Here is a 16,207-nt window from a genome sequence, read left to right as displayed (position 1 = left end):
ATGCCCAACAATGCATTCAAGCGGAAGAGCTTCGCCCGTCGCTTAATTTGAGCGTTGGACCACCATCGGGGGAGAGTCTTGAAAATAAGTGGCGATCAAGGGTTCAGAGTACTTGGAAATCCCTGTTCAAGTACTTTTACCCTTTGATCCACCTTGATCACAATGCACCGCGCACCTTAGCTTCGCGTTATGCTCCGCACTAGACCTGCAACACTTTGCCCGGTGATGAATGGAAAATCAGCACCCTGAACTGAATGACATGGGCTGGGACGTCTGGTTCGAGCAAAGGGCCGGATGCAAGCCCGCGGATACTATCGCCCGCGTAGCAGCCGTCGATCGCGACCAGTGGCTGCTCGTGGACCAGGCCGGCCCTTTCCGCGCGAAGCCGGCCGGCAGTTATATGCATCGTCATCGCCTGTCCCATGAAATGCCCTGCGTCGGCGACTGGGTGTGCGTGGAGAAACACCCGGAGACGACTTTGGCGTGATCCACGCGCTTTTGGAACGAAGGACCGCGCTACGCCGGAAGTCGGCGGGGATGCCGTCGAGTACCAGATGATCGCGGCGAACATCGATTATGTGCTGATTGTGCAGTCCTGCCACGTTGACTTCAATCTGAAGCGCTTGGAACGCTACCTGGTCATGACGCGGGAGGGCGGGGCGGAGCCGTACATCCTTCTCACCAAAACCGACATGGTGGAGCCTGCCGTTGTGTCCGCGCAGGTGGCGGAGGTTCGTGCTGCAGGTATTGCGGCCCCGGTGCTCACCCTGAGCAACGTCACGCAGGCAGGCGTCGATGAGTTCAAGCGGCTGTTGCTGCCGGGCAAGACCTATTGCTTCGTCGGCTCGTCGGGCGTGGGCAAGAGCACGCTGATCAATCGCTTGATCGGTCATGAGGCGCTGGAAACACAGGCGGTGAGCGGGACCGGCGAAGGCAGGCATACCACCGTGCGCCGCGCGCTGATGCGTCTCGAGGGCGGCGCGCTCGTGATCGACAACCCGAGGATGCGCGAGTTCGGCATTCTGGACGCGGAAGGCGGCCTGGGGGACAGTTTCTCCAATATCGCCGCCCTCGCACCCGGCTGCCGCTATCGGAATTGCAGCCATACCAGCGAGTCCGGCTGCGCCGTGATCGCGGCGGTGAATTCCGGAGAAATCAGCCGGGCGCACTATCAGAATTACCTGAAACTGAGGAAAGAGTCCGGGTTCCACCAGTTGTCGTATGCCGAACGGAGAAAGAAGGATCGTGACTTCGGCCGCTACATCAAGTCGGCGAAGGGGAGCCTGGACGATGACTAGTCTGTCGACGGCGGCGCATCACGCCTCACCGCAGGCGCGACGGCGCTGACGGGCCGCAGACCAGATTTACGCGTAATGCCATGTGTTCATCCCGTAAATTGGTTGAGTAATCGTCAGAATTCCTGAAAAGTGGTGACAGGCGGATTGCATGACACGTATTCTGGCGTTAATTCTCGCCTATTTTTTTCTGGCTCTGGCACTTGTGGGTATTTTCCTTCCGGGTTTGCCAACGGTTCCTTTTCTTCTCCTGACTGCATGGTTTGCTGCAAGAGGGTCTGATCGGCTGCATCGCTGGCTGTATGCGCATCCACATCTGGGCAGGTTGCTGATAGATTGGGAGCAAGAAAGAGCGATATCACGCAGAAGCAAAGTCCTGGCCGTAGTAATGCTTATAGGAAGCTGGTTTGTAATGTATCCTCAGTTGGACAATTATTGGTTTCTTTCGGGAATTACTGCATTATTTATCGCGGTGGCAGCGTATTTGATCAGTAGGCCGGAGCCCGGGGAAGTGGCATAATCTGGGACAGACCACGTTTTTTAGAATGCAAGGGTATGCCAGGTTTGAAGATGCGTTGCCGCCAAGGAACGGCAGTTGTCTGAAATTGTGGTCTGTCCCCAAGGAGAGGAGCGTGTGATGGATGTCGCCACCTGGGAGCTCCTGAGTTACATCGTCACGGCAGTCGGCCTGCCGGTCGCGATTCTCGTATTCCTTTACGAGCAGAAGAAGGAGCGCGCCAACGAGGATGAGGAGGTCTACCAACTTGTCTCGGACAACTATCAGGACTTCCTAAAGATTGCGCTCGAGCACCCCGACTTGCTTTGTACTCTGCCAACGAGACGCCGCAACTGAGCGAGGAGCAACGCGAGCGTAAAATGATCATCTTCAGCATGCTGGTCTCGCTGTTCGAGCGCGCTTATCTTCTCCTCTACACGAATGAGATTTCGGGGCCGCACGTGCGGCGCTGGCGATCGTGGGAGGACTACATGCGTGAGTGGTGCCAGCGCAAGGATTTCCCGGTGGCGTTGCCCGCGCTGCTCGAGGGCGAGGATCCCGAGTTCGTGGCGTACATCCGCGCGCTCGCTTCTGAAAGGGGGACAGACCACGGTTTCTTCTCTCTCAATCAATAGCTTCTCGGTTAGAATGATCCCGTCTCGGAGGTGGACATGGAGGTCCGATGCCGCGTCGCGCCCGTATTGCTGTTCCAGGCATTCCCTGGCATATCATTCAGCGAGGGAACAATCGATCAGCGTGTTTCTACGCGTATGAGGATTACCGCCGTTATCTGGATACCCTCCAGGAGCAGGCGGAAAAACATGGGTGCGCGATTCATGCCTATGTCCTGATGACGAACCATGTTCACCTGTTGCTGACGCCTGCGCGAGAGGACAGCGCGGGTCTGCTGATGAAACATCTTGGTCAGCGGTATGTTCAATACATCAATCGCACATATCGCCGTAGCGGTACACTGTGGGAAGGACGTTTTCGCTCCTGTCTGGCCCGCGACCCGGAGTATGTGTTGGGCTGCTATCGGTATATCGAGATGAATCCTGTGCGGGCCGCCATGGTGAGGCATCCGGGGGAATATCGCTGGTCGAGTTACCGCGCGAATGCGGAAGGCGAGCGAGACAGTGTGATTACGCTGCACCAGGATTACCTGCGCCTCGGGAGTTCGGATGAAAACCGCCGCGAGAGCTATCGGGGATTATTCAATGCGCATCTCGATCCGGATCTGGTGGCCAATATACGGAGTGCCACGAACGGAAACTACGTGCTCGGACCGGAACGGTTTCAAGAGGAGATCGGCCGCATGCTCCAGAGGCGGGTGGTTCCGGGCAAATCCGGGAGACCGGTGAAGGCTGACAGCTAAACGATTGAAACCGTGGTCTGTCCCCGATTTTGAGGGTATACGATGCCTCGGTACTTGATTTCGTTTGATGACGGCTCGATGGACCATATTCCTGATGAAGATTGGCCGTCGGTGGGCGCGGCATCACATAAGGTGGTTCGGGAGGCAAAGGCCGCGGGGGTCTGGATCTTCGGCGGCGGTGTCCAGCGCCAGCAATCGACCATTGTTGCGACAGACGGGACGGTCACAGCCGGACCCGTACCGGAGACAAAGGCGGTCATAGGCGGGTTTTCGATCATCGAGGTTGCTTCGCGTGAGGAGGCGCTGGTCTGGGCCGCCAGGTTCGCCGCCGGGTGTCGCTGCGCGCAGGAGGTTCGCGAGATCATGTTCGACCCGGAGTCCTGACAGGAGTGTGCCTGAGTGTGTGGCCTGACAATACATTCAAGCCGTGCCAGGGGACAACAGGGCCCAGTCTGTCCCCGGTATGTGGTAAATTAGACCGCAACCGGATCGGCTCGATTCTTCTGGCCAGATCCGCATCCTCGATCCTTCAGCCTGGGGTTGCGAAACATGAATCACGCCGTATTCATCTCGTCCCGGTTCCGGCGGAGCAGGTAGACCGATGCTCCCGGTACATCCCTATTGGTGGTTCAAGGGCGCGATCTCCCCGGAAGATTGCCGCAGGATCATGGCGCGCGGTCAGGAGGCCCTGGAACAGTTAAAGCAAATCGGGGGCGACACGACCGGCGTCACCCTGGGCTCCACGCACAAGGGCGCGGAAAATGCCGGCGCCAGCGCGCTGGCGGACCGGACGCTGGAGGATGCAGCGCAGGAAGCAGGTGCCTCCCAGCCGGAGGCCACGAAAGGGAAATACATCCGGGACAGCGAGGTCTGTTTCCTCAGCGACGGCTGGATCTACGACCTGGTGTTTCCGCTGATCGCCGAGGCCAACCAGCGCGCCGGCTGGCTTTACGAGGTCGATTTCGCCGAGCCGTTGCAGTTCGCGGCCTACCGGCCGGGCGGATTCTACGGCTGGCACACCGACGGCTTCACCTGCCATAACGGTGCGTACCGCGCGTTCGAGCCCGGTGTCACGCCGCTGGTGAACGGCAAGCCGCCGCCAAACTGCATCGACAATCCGAAGATGCTGGGCAAGGTCAGGAAGCTGAGCATGACGCTGAACCTGAACGAGCCGGGCGCCTATGAAGGCGGGAACCTCAAATTCGATTTCGGCCCGCACGTGCGCCACCGGGAACGCTATCACGAGTGCGAGGAGATCCGGCCGCAGGGTTCGATGATCGTGTTCCCGTCCTACGTGTACCACCAGGTCACGCCGGTGACCTCCTGGATCCGCTATTCCCTGGTGGTGTGGGTGCTCGGAAAACCGTTCCGTTAGCGTAGGGATCGTCTGCGAAGGGCGAGGCGGGATTCCCTTCGGTGCGCACGAAGTCTGGTTTCCACAAGGTGAAGGTATTCGCCGGGCCAGCCGACCAGACGCGGCACGATTCGCAGTGGAAGCGGCCCATCGCGACGGTTTCGCCCGTCTACTTGACCCCCACCGCCACCAGCATCTCGCACGGGCCAACAAAGCCGCCCGAGCCCTCAAATTTCTTCAATTCGCTCTCGATTTCGCGCCAGGTATCGGCGCGTTCGTCCTCGGACAGCGTAGCCATCATCTGATGCAACGCACCGAACGATTCGCGCTCGAAGCGCACGCACTCGGCTGCCGACGCCAGGCGTACCGGTGCGTCCATGTTCTCCACGGTCACATCGCGAAACCCCGCGCGTTCCAGGGCCGTGGCAAGAACACCGTCAGCACCCAGCGAGAACGGCCCCGGCTGGCCCGGCACAGGTGGCGACAGCCTGGCGCGCCGACGGATAATCGACACCGGGATGGAGAAGAAGGCATTGTTCTGCGGCGTGGAATACACGACGGCGCCGATGCGCCCGCCAGGCTTCAGCGCGTGTTTCATGCCGGTCAGCGCCTGCTGCTGGTCGGGAAAGTAGATCAGCCCGACGCGCGAAATGACGGCGTCGAAGGTCTCGGCCGGCAGCACGTCCAGTGCCTCGCCGTCCAGTTCACGCGTCGCGACCTGCGACAACCCCGCCGCGCGGGCCGTCGCGACGGCGTACTCGAGGATCGCCGGCGAGATGTCCGTCGCCAGCACATGACCGGCCGGCCCGACGCGGCGGGCGGCGCGCAGCGTCTGCTCGCCGGCGCCGGCCGCCACGTCCAGTACCCGACTGCCGGTTCGGACAGCGGCGAGGTCCAGCATCCGTTCGGTGGTTGGGCCCAGCCACTCCCCCAGGAGCGGCCCCCAGCGGTGCCAGGCGTCAGCGGCGTTCTCCCACTGCGCCCGAGTCGTATCCTTGAATCTGATCGGATCGAAAGTAGTTACCGCGTTCATGGCGCCTCCTTTTATGATGAGCGGCGACGTGGATTACATCGCTCGAGGCAAAGGATATAAGTGCAGGTTTATCGCCGCTAGTCCAGAATCTGTAGCGCAGCATCGAACTGTTGTAGACTGGCGTCATGACGGACTACGGCCAATTCTGCACCGTGGCGCGCGGCGCTGAAATCTTTGGCGAGCGTTGGACGCCGTTGGTGGTGCGCGAACTGCTATGCGGCAGCGCGCGCTTTAATGATATCCGCCGCGGTTTGCCGCGTATGTCTGCCACCCTTCTGGTCCAGCGCCTGCGCAAGCTTGAGGAAGTGGGTGTGGTGCGGCGTGTGCGCGGCGATGACGGCTGGGAGTACCGCCTCACGCCGGCCGGGGAGGAACTGCGTCCCATCGTCTTGCAGATCGGCCACTGGGGTGCACGCTGGATCGGCAGTCGACTGCGGCGCGATCAGCTCGATGCCGGCTTCCTGATGTGGGATATTCGCCGTTTTGCGCAAATCGATCAGTTTCCGCGCGACCGTCGCGTGGTGATCCGCTTCCATTTCCGTGACGCGGGACCGCGCGAGCGGCGTTGGTGGCTGGTGGTCGAGAACGGCGAGGCCGACCTCTGCCGCGATGATCCCGGCCATGAGCTGACGTTGATTGTGGAGTCCACCGTGCGTGCGCTGACAGAAATCTGGACCGGCGACAGCGACACCAAGGCCGAATTGTCCGCCGGACACCTGCGCGTCGCCGGCACAGAGCGCGACGCGCGCAATTTGTGGCGCTGGTTGGGCCGAAGCATGTTTGCCCCAGGCCGTACCGCCAGATAGCCGCCCGACATCAGCCTGCCAGCAGATGCTTGATCTCATGGATCTGTTCGCGCGCGTCCTTCATCACCGCAATGCTCTCCTCGGGCGTCAGGGCGAGGCGTTCGAAGGCGGGAATCGCTGACCAGTCGAGCCGGGTGTAGGGGTGGTCGTTGCCGATGTAGCTGAGCAGATTGGCCACGGTCACCACGTCGGTGTAATCGGCAGCGGTGCCCGAGTCGCGGGCGAAGTTCTCGTGCTCCGCCGCCACCGTGATCAGCTCCGGCGGGAATTTCCAGCTCCCCAGCACCAGCGCGCCGACCCGCGTGTGCAGCACCTCGAGCAGGCGGTTCAGCGCGTGCTCGTCGGCCGCGATGTCCGGCAGCATCTCGGCGTATTCCAGGATCGGCAGCTTGCCAATGTCATGCACCAGTCCGGCCAGCATCGCCTCGTCGGCGTTCAGCATCGTGTAGTTGTCGGCCAGGATGTAACTGAGCGCCGCCACGTGGACGCCGTGTTCCCAGTTGCGCGCGAGCAGCTTCCGCTTGAGCGGCGAGGCGAGCTTGTTCTGGTAGAGCTGCTCCATGGCGAGGCTGGTCACCACGCTGCGCACGTTGGCGTTGCCGAGGCGGGTGATCGCGCTGCGGACATCCTCGATCTGGGCGTGGGTGCGGTAGAGCGGACTGTTCACGACACGCAGCAGGCGCGTGGTCAGCACGGCATCGGCGCTGATGACGCGCGCGATCTGGCCGGTGGTGACGTTGCGGTCCTCCAGCAGTTTGCGCGTCCGGAGCGCGATGTCCGGCAGGGCCGGCAGGACCACGCGGTTGGCGCGGATGTCCGCGACCAGGTCGTGCCAGAAGATTTCGATTTGGTGCGATGCCATTGCGTGCGTCGATCCGTCGAGGGGTGCGTGAACAGGATATCGGCGAGTCGCTGCCAACTTGATAGCGCGTCGCGCGCCCGGCCCCGCCGGGACGCGCCTTCAGGGGAAGCCGGTCAGGCCGTCGGGTGCCCGCAGGGTGACCTTCATGTCTGAATTATCGTTAAGATACAATGTATTATCCGATGCATGCTCGATAGCGACCACGGCCAGCAGGTCGCAGCCTCCGGCCGGGTCGGAGGCGGATGTGACGACGTGTCCCACCGCCTGCCCGTCGCCGCCGGTGGCATGGAGCGGGGTCCCCGGCGCAGGCGGAGGTTCCGCGCCCGCGTGACCGAGGTACATCCGGCGCTTCACGCTGCCGCGGTAATGCAGGCGCGCGATGATCTCCTGGCCGGTGTAGCAGCCTTTCTTGAAATTGATGCCGCCGAGCAGTTCCAGGTTGACGGTCTGCGGGATGAACTCGTCGACCGTGGCGGGGTTGATGTCGGGGATCCCGGCGAGGATATCGAGCCGGTCCCAGGCGCCGGCGCCGACCGGCGCGGCGCGGGCGGCCAGCACCGTCCAGATAGGTTCCATCTCCGCGGCCGGGCCGTACAGGGCGAAGCGCGGCCGGGTGCCCGGGAGGCGCAGCACGGTCAAGCGCGCCCGGCACACCGCATCGGCTGAGCCGGGTATTTCCGGTACGAGCGCGCCCAGGATCTCCTCGCCGCGGGGCCGGCAAGCCCGACGCCGACGAGGGCGTCCCCGGCGTCTTCCAGTGTCACCTTGGATATCATCACGTATTTCTTCAGGCGCGCCAGCGTGTCGCCGAGCAGGACGCGCGGCAGCAGCAGGTAATAGGAGTCATCGCGGCGGAACACGCGCAGCAGGGCGAGCAGGCGGCCCTTCGGGCTGCAATAGCCGTTGAGCTGGCTGACGCCGGCATCGACGAGACTGATGTCGTTGGTGAACTGTCCCTGGAGGAATTTGCAGGCGTCCGGGCCGTGGACGCCGATCAGGCCGCGCTGGGACAGGTCCGCGATGATGTCCCCGCTGCCCGAGACCTGCAGCTCGCGCAGCGGATTGCCGAAGTGCTCGACGCGGTCATCGGCGAGCGCGGCGCCCGCCTCGAGCAGGAAGTTCTTCCAGCGCGGAATCATGCTGATCAAAGGCGTTTGGATCGGAACAGGGATCATAGCGGAATTCATGTGCGGGTGTAAGGCTGGACGAAAAGTCCGGCTGAGCTACACTAGGCGGCGTGACAGCCCCCAATACGAAACGGCCGGTGTTCCTTTCACTGACGCGCATCCATCTACCGGTGATGGCCGTATTGTCCGTCGGTCATCGCATCAGCGGCGTGCTGCTGGTGCTGTCGATGCCGTTGCTGGCCTATCTATTCGACCGCTCGCTGGCGGACGCGGAGGGCTATGCCGGGGTGCTCGCGCTGCTGCAGGGCGACGGCGCGCGCGTCATCCTGATCCTGCTGGTGTGGGTGTTCGCGCACCATCTGCTGGCCGGGATCCGCTTCCTGCTCATAGACCTCGACGCCGGCGTCGGGCTGCGCGCCGCCCGTGCGAGCGCGTGGGCCGTGCTCGCCGGCGGCGTGCTGGCCATGTTCTGCGCGGCCCTGTATCTGCTATGAACCGTCGCGCCCAGGGATTGCGCGCCTGGCTCTGGCAGCGGCTGAGCGCGGTCTATCTGCTGGCCTACCTGGTGTTTGCCGCCGTGAGCCTGGCGGCGCACCGGCCCGACTCGTATGTCATGTGGCGCGCCTGGATGTCCGATCCGCTGGTCGGCCTGGCCACCGCCTTGTTCTTCGGCGCCCTGCTGCTGCACGCCTGGGTCGGCATGCGCGACGTGATCATCGATTACGCGGGCGCACTGTCCGTGCGTCTGGCCTTGCTCGCACTGACGGGGCTCGGCCTCACGGGTACCGGCCTGTTGGTGCTGCAGACCTTGTATACCCTCCATAGCGGATGAGCGCTTACGCCGGCAATCAGGTGGAACGCCGCCGCTTCGACACCCTTGTCATCGGCGCCGGCGGCGGCGGGCTGCGCGCGGCGCTGCAGCTCGCGCAGGCGGAGGCCTCGGTGGCGGTGGTGTCCAAGGTGTTTCCGACGCGCTCGCACACCGTCGCCGCGCAGGGCGGCATGAATGCGGCGCTCGCGAACGTACTGCCCGACAACTGGCACTGCCATCTGTACGACACCATCAAGGGCAGCGACTGGCTCGGCGACCAGGACGCGATCGAATACATGTGCCGGAGCGCGATCCCCGCGGTGATCGAGCTCGAGCATTTCGGCGTGCCGTTCTCGCGCCTCGACAACGGCAAGATCTATCAGCGCCCCTTCGGCGGCCAGAGCCAGAATTTCGGCGGCGCGCAGGCGGCGCGCACCTGCGCCGCGGCGGACCGCACCGGCCACGCCATCCTGCACGCCCTGTACCAGCAGAACATCCGCGCGAAGACCCACTTCTTCGACGAATACTTCGCCATCGACCTGCTCAAGGACCATGACGGCTACATCCTCGGCGCCCTCGTGCTGTGCATCGAGACCGGCGAGCCGCTGGTGATCGAGGCGAAGACGACGCTGCTCGCGACCGGCGGCGCCGGCCAGCTCTACCGCACCAACACCAACGCCCGCATCAACACCGGCGACGGCATGGCGATGGCGCTGCGCGCCGGCATCCCGCTGCAGGACATGGAATTCATCCAGTTCCACCCGACCGGCATCGCCGGCAAGGGCATGCTGATCTCCGAGGCCGCACGCGGCGAGGGCGGCTACCTCGTCAACAGCACGGGCGAGCGCTTCATGGAGCGTTACGCGCCGCACGTGAAGGACCTCGCCAGCCGCGACGTGGTGAGCCGCGCAATCGCGACCGAAGTGCGCGAGGGACGGGGCTGCGGGCCCGGCGGCGACCATGTCCTGCTGAAGCTCGATCACCTCGGCGCCGACGTGATCCGCAAGCGCCTGCCCGGCATCCATGCGATGGTCAGCACGTTCCTGCGCATCGACCCGGTGACCGATCCCGTACCGGTCTTCCCGACCTGCCACTACACCATGGGCGGGATCCCGACCAATCGCTTCGGACAGGTTGTGGCGCCGGAGCGCCAGGGACCGGAGGAACCGCTGCCCGGTCTGTACGCGGTCGGCGAGTGCGCCTGCGTCTCGGTGCACGGCGCCAACCGCCTGGGCGGCAACTCGCTGCTCGATATCGTGGTATTCGGGCGCGCGGCGGGCAACCACATCATCGAGTACCTGAAGGAGGCGCGCTATCATCGCGTGCTCGACGCGGAGGCGATCGAGCGTCCGCTCGGCCGGCTGGCGCGCTGGGACGGAGCTGCAGCGCGCGATGGAGCATTACTGCGGGGTGTTCCGTACCGAGGATGTGCTGCAACAGGGCGTCGCGAAGGTGCGCGAACTGGAACAGAGATTGCAGCATGTCGGGCTGGGCGACCACAGCCGGGTGTTCAATACCGCGCGCATCGAGGCGCTGGAGCTGGAGAACCTGATGGACGTGGCGCTGGCCGCGGTGACCTCGGCGCTGGCGCGCCGGGAAAGCCGCGGCGCGCATTCGCGCATCGACTATCCGCAGCGCGACGACGAGCACTGGCTCAAGCATTCGCTGTATTTCAGGGACGGCGGCACGCTCGATTACAAGCCGGTGCGCATGAAGCCGCGCACCGTGGAGCCGTTCCCCATGCCGAGGTGTATTGATCATGGAACGCATGCGATTTTCCGTGTACCACTACAATCCGGAGAACGACGCCGGTCCCGTCATGCGCGACTACGAGGTCGACGGCCTCACGCCCGACATGATGCTGCTCGATGCCCTGGCGTGCATCAAGGCGCAGGACGAGACGCTGAGTTACCGCCGGTCCTGCGGTGAAGGGGTGTGCGGCTCCGACGGCATGAACATCAACGGCCGCAACGGCCTCGCCTGCATAACCCCGCTGAAGGACCTGAAACAGCCGATCGAGATACGACCGCTGCCCGGCCTGCCGGTGATTCGCGACCTGGTCGTCGACATGGAGCAGTTCTACCACCAGTATCGCGCCGTCAAGCCGTACCTGATCAACCATGACCCGACCCCGGAGGTCGAGTTCCGCCAGAGTCCGGAGCAGCGCGAACGGCTCGACGGCCTGTACGAGTGCGTGCTGTGCGCCTGCTGCTCCACCGCCTGCCCGTCGTTCTGGTGGAACCCGGACAAGTTCCTCGGTCCCGCGGCGCTGCTGCAGGCGCGCCGCTTTCTTGCCGACAGCCGTGATCAGGCTACCGAGGAACGGCTTGACGACCTTGAGGACGCCTACAAGCTGTTCCGCTGCCACACCATCATGAACTGCGTGCAGGTCTGCCCGAAGGGACTCAACCCCACCCGCGCCATCGGGGAGATCAAACAGATGATGCTGAAGCAGTTCATCTGATGGGCGCCATGGACGAGGCGCATGAGCGCGCGCGACTGCACTGGCAGTGCCGCCGCGGCATGCGGGAGCTCGACCTGCTGCTGCAGGCGTACCTCGATCACGCCTACGATGGCGCAGCGGACGCCGAACGGGCGGCGTTCCGGCGCCTGCTCGACACCCGGACCAGCTGCTGCTGGAATATCTTCTCGGGGCTTGCCGCCGAGCGATCGGGAGGTCTGCGATGTCATCGCCAGGATACGCCGCGCCGCTGCGGCTTGACCTGCGCCGCTCGCGCCGGCTCGCGCTTTACCTGGGCGCAGCGCATGCCGGGGCGCTGGCGTTCATACCGTTTCTGCCGCTCGGGAACGTGACGGGCGCGCTGCTGGCCATCCTGGTCGTCCTGTGTCTTGCACGGAGCTGTTCGGCCCGCGTGCTGATGCGCGGGGACGGCGACGTCGTGGCGCTGGTGTGGGCGCGTGATGGCGAATGGCGCCTGATCGAGCGGGGAGGGCGGACGCGCGTGTGCCGCCTGCGGCCGGACTCCTACGTGCATCCGGAATTGACCGTGCTCAACTTCGCAGGGGGGCGCCGCTGCTCGATCGTCCTGCTGCCGGACAGCCTCGACAGCGACACCTATCGCCGCCTGCGCGTCCGGCTCGGCCTGAGCGGCGCCGATTCCGCCGGGTCGGCCTATCCCGCCTGAAACGCCGCGCCGCCGCGGTGCTTCGGCGTGAGTATGGTGTTGCGCGGCGCGTGCGCCTGGTCGGTTGCCGGATAATCCAGGGTGAAATGCAGTCCGCGGCTTTCCTTGCGCTGCAGCGCGGAGCGGATGATCAGTTCCGCGATGAGCACCAGGTTGCGCAGCTCGAGCAGGTCGCGCGTGACGCGGAAATTGCCATAGTATTCGTCGATCTCATGCTTGAGCAGCTCGGTGCGGTGCAGGGCGCGCTGCAGGCGCTTGTCGGTGCGCACGATGCCGACGTAGTCCCACATGAAGCGGCGCAGCTCGTCCCAGTTGTGCGCCACCACCACCTCTTCGTCCGAGTCCGTCACCTGGCTTTCATCCCAGGCCGGCAGCGCGCGCGGCGGGGCGAACTCCGGCAGGCGCCGCGCGATGTCCTTGGCGGCGGCTTCGGCGAACACCAGGCATTCGAGCAGCGAATTGCTCGCCATGCGGTTGGCGCCGTGCAGGCCGGTGAAGGACATCTCGCCGACCGCGTACAGGCCGTCGATGTCGGTGCGCCCGTGCAGATCGGTCATGACGCCGCCGCACAGGTAATGCGCCGCCGGCACCACCGGTATCGGCTCGCGCGTGATATCGATGCCGTACTCCAGGCAGCGCTCCTGGATGGTGGGGAAGTGGTCGCGGATGAAGTCCGCCGGCTTGTGGCTGATGTCGAGAAAGACGCACTCCACGCCGAGGCGTTTCATCTCGTGGTCGATGGCGCGCGCCACGACATCGCGCGGGGCGAGTTCGCCGCGCGGGTCGAAGCGGTCCATGAAGCGGCTGCCGTCGGGCAGCAGCAGGCGGCCGCCCTCGCCGCGCACGGCCTCGGAGATCAGGAAGGATTTGGCCTTGGGGTGGTACAGGCAGGTGGGGTGGAACTGGATGAATTCCATGTTCGCCACACGGCAGCCCGCACGCCACGCCATGGCGATGCCGTCGCCGCTGGCAATATCCGGATTGGTGGTATAGAGGTAGACCTTTCCCGCGCCGCCGGTGGCGAGAACGGTGCAGCGGGCAGATATGACGCCGACCCCCCGGGCACTTTGCAGGTCGAGCACATAGGCGCCGACGCAGCGGACATCGTCGGATCCGGTCACCTTCTCCCGGATCAGGTCGATGGCCAGGTGATATTCGAAGATGGTGATATTGGGGTGTTCGCGCGCCTTCCGTTCCAGCGTGGTTTCAACCACGCGGCCGGTGGCGTCCGCGGCATGCACCACGCGGCGATGGCTGTGCCCGCCCTCGCGCGTGAGGTGGTAGTCCGTACCGGCATCGGATCCGCTGGCGCGCGTGAAGGCGACGCCCTGATCGATCAGCCACTGGATACACCTGCGGGCGTGTTTGACGGTATACTCGACCACTGTGGGATCGCACAGGCCGGCCCCTGTGCTGAAGGTGTCCTCGATGTGGGATTGGAGCGAGTCTTCCTTGTCGAGCACCACCGAGATGCCTCCCTGGGCATACAGCGTCGCGCCTTCGCTCAGGGCTGCCTTGGAGATCAGGGCGATGCGCGCGAAGGGGGCCAGCCGCAGTGCCAGGCTGAGGCCGGCGGCGCCGCTCCCTATGATCAGTACATCGTAATGCCGGGCCGGATCCATGCGCGGGGGTATTAAGCCTTGATTTTATTATGGTATTACAGATGATTCAGCAGGGTGATCTGCTACAATCCGGTCCACTCGCGCCGGGGACATATGCTATATATCATAAAAGACTGAAATAGAAACGTAATCACCCTGAACTAAACGATAACAATACTGTCAATACCACTTGAGCAAGGCGCAAAGCCTTTGCGGGAGGGGCCAGCCCGGATGGGCGATAATAATGTTGACCAGGCACTGGTCGAACGTGTTCAAAATGGCGACAAGAAAGCGTTTGATATCCTTGTACAGAAATATCAATATAGGCTCACTAAATTGATATCGCGCTATGTCTATGATCAGAGTGAAGTTATGGATGTAGCGCAGGAGGCGTTTATCAAGGCGTACCGCGCCCTTCCGAGCTTTCGCGGCGAGAGTGCGTTTTATACCTGGCTGTACCGCATCGGAGTCAATACGGCGAAGAACTATCTGGTGACCCAGGGCCGGCGGCCGCCCAGTGTGGACATCGATGCCGAGGAGGCGGGATATCTGGAGGGGGAGTCCGAGCTCAAGGAGTACGCGACCCCCGAGCACCTCCTGGTCAGGGACGAGATCCAGAATACGGTGCACAGTGCCATCGAAAAATTACCGGAGGATCTGCGTACTGCGATCACCCTGCGCGAGCTCGACGGTCTGAGCTACGAGGAGATCGCGGAGCGGATGAACTGTCCTGTGGGGACCGTGCGGTCGCGCATATTCCGCGCGCGCGAGGTTATCAACAGCAAGCTGAAGCCCCTGCTGGATTGAATCTGTTCAAAATAACCATAAACGACAGGTGTTGCCCATGATGGAAAGAAACGCGGACAAGGTCTCACTGCTGGTTGACGGCGAGCTCGACGAATGTGACATCCCGCGCGTCGTCCAGCCGATGAAAACCGATGATCTGGCGGGTGAACGCTGGCGAAACTATCATCTGATCCGCGACACGATGCAAGGAAGCCTGCCCGGTCACCTTTCGCGGGATCTGGCCGGGCGCGTCGCGCTGGCCCTGGAACACGAACCCATTCATTTCAATCCGCGTCACAAACCCTCCACTGTCACATCCATCAGGACACCGTCGCACAGAACCCGGGCCACACTGGGATTCGCCCTGGCGGCCTCCCTGTCCGCGATCGCGGTATTCGGGGTGGGCGTAATGGAACTGAACAGCGGATCGCACAACCCGTCCGGGCCGGTCATCGCGTCCGCACGTACGGTTGCAGCCGCGCAGGATCCGGCGACGGACATGGCTGTGGCCCAGACACCGCCCGCAGTACAGATGGCGGCCGCGCCGGCGGTCCGCGCGAAGCAGTCGACGGTCACCGTGCTCGCCGCGGCCAGACCCGCGGAGCAGGCCCCCGCGCGTCGTTCCAGCGTGGCGGTGAGCGAGGATGTCTCGGTGGCGACAACCGACCTGTACGATTATCTGGTGAATTCCCACCGCTACGCCCCCGGGGCTGCGGACACCCAGGCGATGCTGTCCTATGTACAGCTGGTCGGCTACGGATCCGGGAATTAGGGATCGGTAGCCAGATTCCCGGGTTTCCCGTCATCGCCGCCGCTCACATACTGTGACGCATCCCCGTGCAATCCCCCTCTGTAATCCAGAAACACACCGGATGACGCCGCCTGGCGGCGTCCGCCTGCTGACAGTGCTGTCGAACGAAATACCGGGTTATCCCGTAATACCGATGCCACGCTGATGATGACGGAAACGGCACAGGTGATCTCGACCGAGGGGAAATTTGCCTGGGTGGAAACCCAGCGCAAGACCACCTGCGGCAGTTGCGCCGCGCAGAAGGGTTGCGGAACCGGGGTTCTCGCCAAGGTGTTCGGAAACCGCACCAGCCGCGTCCGCGTGATCAATACGATCGGGGCCGAGAGCGGTGAAATGGTCGTAATCGGACTCGAGGACGGCACTTTGGTGCGGACCTCGTTCGCGGTATATGCCATGCCGCTGGTCTTTCTGCTGTTGGGCGGCGCGGCCGGAGGGATGCTGGCGGACGCGCTCGCGTGGGAAACGCGCGAGGGGGCTGCGGCGGTGTGCGGAGTGCTGGGACTGCTGCTGGGCTTTGCCTGGCTGCGCCGTTATACCCGGTCCATCTCCCAGGATCCGCGCCATCAGCCGAGCCTGATCGGCTTTGCGGACGCGGACGATCCCGACCGGACGGTCGCGGTGGATGACATCATGCGCGATTACCGGCGCAAGGACAGAATTGAAGTAACGCAACAACACAGGAGTGGACATGAGTCGTAATGCGG

At 63.6% G+C, this 16,207-nt stretch carries 17 protein-coding genes and 3 pseudogenes; 15 read left to right on the top strand and 5 right to left on the bottom strand.

Annotated elements, in window-relative coordinates; genetic code table 11:
* Nucleotides 1-229: 229 nt before the first annotated feature.
* The 6 genes and pseudogenes from rsgA (at nt 230) to IPK65_04350 (ending at nt 4,541) form a co-directional block, all read left to right on the top strand.
* Nucleotides 230-1,298, top strand: a pseudogene (gene rsgA / locus IPK65_04375) (ribosome small subunit-dependent GTPase A).
* A 148-nt stretch (nt 1,299-1,446) separates the two neighbouring features.
* Nucleotides 1,447-1,815, top strand: a complete 369-nt coding sequence (locus IPK65_04370) for a YbaN family protein (GenBank protein MBK8162394.1) — start codon at nt 1,447-1,449, stop codon at nt 1,813-1,815.
* Nucleotides 1,816-1,932: 117 nt separating this feature from the next.
* Nucleotides 1,933-2,426: pseudogene (locus IPK65_04365) on the top strand (hypothetical protein).
* Nucleotides 2,427-2,473: 47 nt separating this feature from the next.
* On the top strand, nt 2,474-3,166 hold the full coding sequence (locus IPK65_04360) for a transposase (GenBank protein MBK8162393.1): 693 nt from the start codon (nt 2,474-2,476) through the stop codon (nt 3,164-3,166).
* A gap of 42 nt (nt 3,167-3,208) precedes the next feature.
* Nucleotides 3,209-3,550, top strand: coding sequence for a hypothetical protein (locus IPK65_04355; GenBank protein MBK8162392.1), 342 nt, complete (start codon nt 3,209-3,211; stop codon nt 3,548-3,550).
* Between the two features lie 217 nt (nt 3,551-3,767).
* Nucleotides 3,768-4,541, top strand: a complete 774-nt coding sequence (locus IPK65_04350) for a 2OG-Fe(II) oxygenase (protein MBK8162391.1) — start codon at nt 3,768-3,770, stop codon at nt 4,539-4,541.
* Nucleotides 4,542-4,689: 148 nt separating this feature from the next.
* Here the strand turns inward: IPK65_04350 and IPK65_04345 are convergent, their stop codons facing one another.
* Nucleotides 4,690-5,553, bottom strand: a complete 864-nt coding sequence (locus IPK65_04345; protein MBK8162390.1) for a methyltransferase domain-containing protein — start codon at nt 5,551-5,553, stop codon at nt 4,690-4,692.
* 125 nt (nt 5,554-5,678) lie between these two features.
* On the opposite strand from IPK65_04345, the gene IPK65_04340 reads away from it, so the two are divergent.
* Complete coding sequence (locus tag IPK65_04340) at nt 5,679-6,359, top strand: helix-turn-helix transcriptional regulator (GenBank protein ID MBK8162389.1); 681 nt, start codon at nt 5,679-5,681, stop codon at nt 6,357-6,359.
* Nucleotides 6,360-6,369: 10 nt separating this feature from the next.
* On the opposite strand, the gene IPK65_04335 is transcribed toward IPK65_04340, so the two are convergent.
* The 3 genes from IPK65_04335 to IPK65_04325 all read right to left on the bottom strand — a co-directional run bounded on the left by IPK65_04335 (nt 6,370) and on the right by IPK65_04325 (nt 8,360).
* On the bottom strand, nt 6,370-7,221 hold the full coding sequence (locus IPK65_04335; GenBank protein ID MBK8162388.1) for an HDOD domain-containing protein: 852 nt from the start codon (nt 7,219-7,221) through the stop codon (nt 6,370-6,372).
* A 99-nt stretch (nt 7,222-7,320) separates the two neighbouring features.
* Complete coding sequence (locus tag IPK65_04330) at nt 7,321-7,854, bottom strand: hypothetical protein (protein ID MBK8162387.1); 534 nt, start codon at nt 7,852-7,854, stop codon at nt 7,321-7,323.
* 2 nt (nt 7,855-7,856) lie between these two features.
* The gene (locus IPK65_04325; GenBank protein ID MBK8162386.1) at nt 7,857-8,360 is read right to left on the bottom strand and encodes a hypothetical protein; all 504 of its coding nucleotides are present in this window, start codon (nt 8,358-8,360) and stop codon (nt 7,857-7,859) included.
* Between the two features lie 98 nt (nt 8,361-8,458).
* On the opposite strand from IPK65_04325, the gene sdhC reads away from it, so the two are divergent.
* The 5 genes and pseudogenes from sdhC to IPK65_04300 all read left to right on the top strand — a co-directional run bounded on the left by sdhC (nt 8,459) and on the right by IPK65_04300 (nt 11,973).
* The gene (gene sdhC, locus IPK65_04320) at nt 8,459-8,842 is read left to right on the top strand and encodes a succinate dehydrogenase, cytochrome b556 subunit (protein ID MBK8162385.1); all 384 of its coding nucleotides are present in this window, start codon (nt 8,459-8,461) and stop codon (nt 8,840-8,842) included.
* On the top strand, nt 8,839-9,180 hold the full coding sequence (gene sdhD, locus IPK65_04315) for a succinate dehydrogenase, hydrophobic membrane anchor protein (protein MBK8162384.1): 342 nt from the start codon (nt 8,839-8,841) through the stop codon (nt 9,178-9,180). The genes sdhC and sdhD overlap by 4 nt, the downstream gene beginning before the upstream one ends.
* Nucleotides 9,177-10,899, top strand: a pseudogene (gene sdhA, locus IPK65_04310) (succinate dehydrogenase flavoprotein subunit). Before sdhD ends, sdhA begins: the two are co-directional and overlap by 4 nt.
* A 28-nt stretch (nt 10,900-10,927) precedes the next feature.
* Complete coding sequence (locus IPK65_04305) at nt 10,928-11,623, top strand: succinate dehydrogenase iron-sulfur subunit (protein MBK8162383.1); 696 nt, start codon at nt 10,928-10,930, stop codon at nt 11,621-11,623.
* Nucleotides 11,623-11,973 carry a succinate dehydrogenase assembly factor 2 gene (locus IPK65_04300; protein ID MBK8162382.1) on the top strand — a complete coding sequence of 117 codons (351 nt, stop codon included), beginning with the start codon at nt 11,623-11,625 and terminating at the stop codon, nt 11,971-11,973. The genes IPK65_04305 and IPK65_04300 overlap by 1 nt, the downstream gene beginning before the upstream one ends.
* A gap of 319 nt (nt 11,974-12,292) precedes the next feature.
* Here IPK65_04300 and nadB read toward each other — a convergent pair whose 3' ends face one another.
* Nucleotides 12,293-13,927 carry an L-aspartate oxidase gene (gene nadB / locus IPK65_04295; protein MBK8162381.1) on the bottom strand — a complete coding sequence of 545 codons (1,635 nt, stop codon included), beginning with the start codon at nt 13,925-13,927 and terminating at the stop codon, nt 12,293-12,295.
* Between the two features lie 210 nt (nt 13,928-14,137).
* Here nadB and rpoE point away from each other — a divergent pair, with 210 nt between their 5' ends.
* The 3 genes from rpoE (at nt 14,138) to IPK65_04280 (ending at nt 16,202) form a co-directional block, all read left to right on the top strand.
* The gene (gene rpoE, locus IPK65_04290) at nt 14,138-14,713 is read left to right on the top strand and encodes an RNA polymerase sigma factor RpoE (GenBank protein MBK8162380.1); all 576 of its coding nucleotides are present in this window, start codon (nt 14,138-14,140) and stop codon (nt 14,711-14,713) included.
* A 37-nt stretch (nt 14,714-14,750) separates the two neighbouring features.
* Nucleotides 14,751-15,464: a hypothetical protein gene (locus IPK65_04285; GenBank protein ID MBK8162379.1), complete on the top strand. Its 714-nt coding sequence runs from the start codon at nt 14,751-14,753 to the stop codon at nt 15,462-15,464.
* A 183-nt stretch (nt 15,465-15,647) separates the two neighbouring features.
* Entirely contained in the window at nt 15,648-16,202 is a 555-nt protein-coding gene (locus IPK65_04280) for a SoxR reducing system RseC family protein (protein MBK8162378.1), read from the top strand.
* The last annotated feature ends 5 nt before the right edge of the window (nt 16,203-16,207 follow it).

The organism is Gammaproteobacteria bacterium (assembly GCA_016712635.1).
Classification (GTDB): Bacteria; Pseudomonadota; Gammaproteobacteria; order SZUA-140; family SZUA-140; genus JADJWH01.
This window is presented reverse-complemented; position numbering and strand designations above follow the sequence as displayed.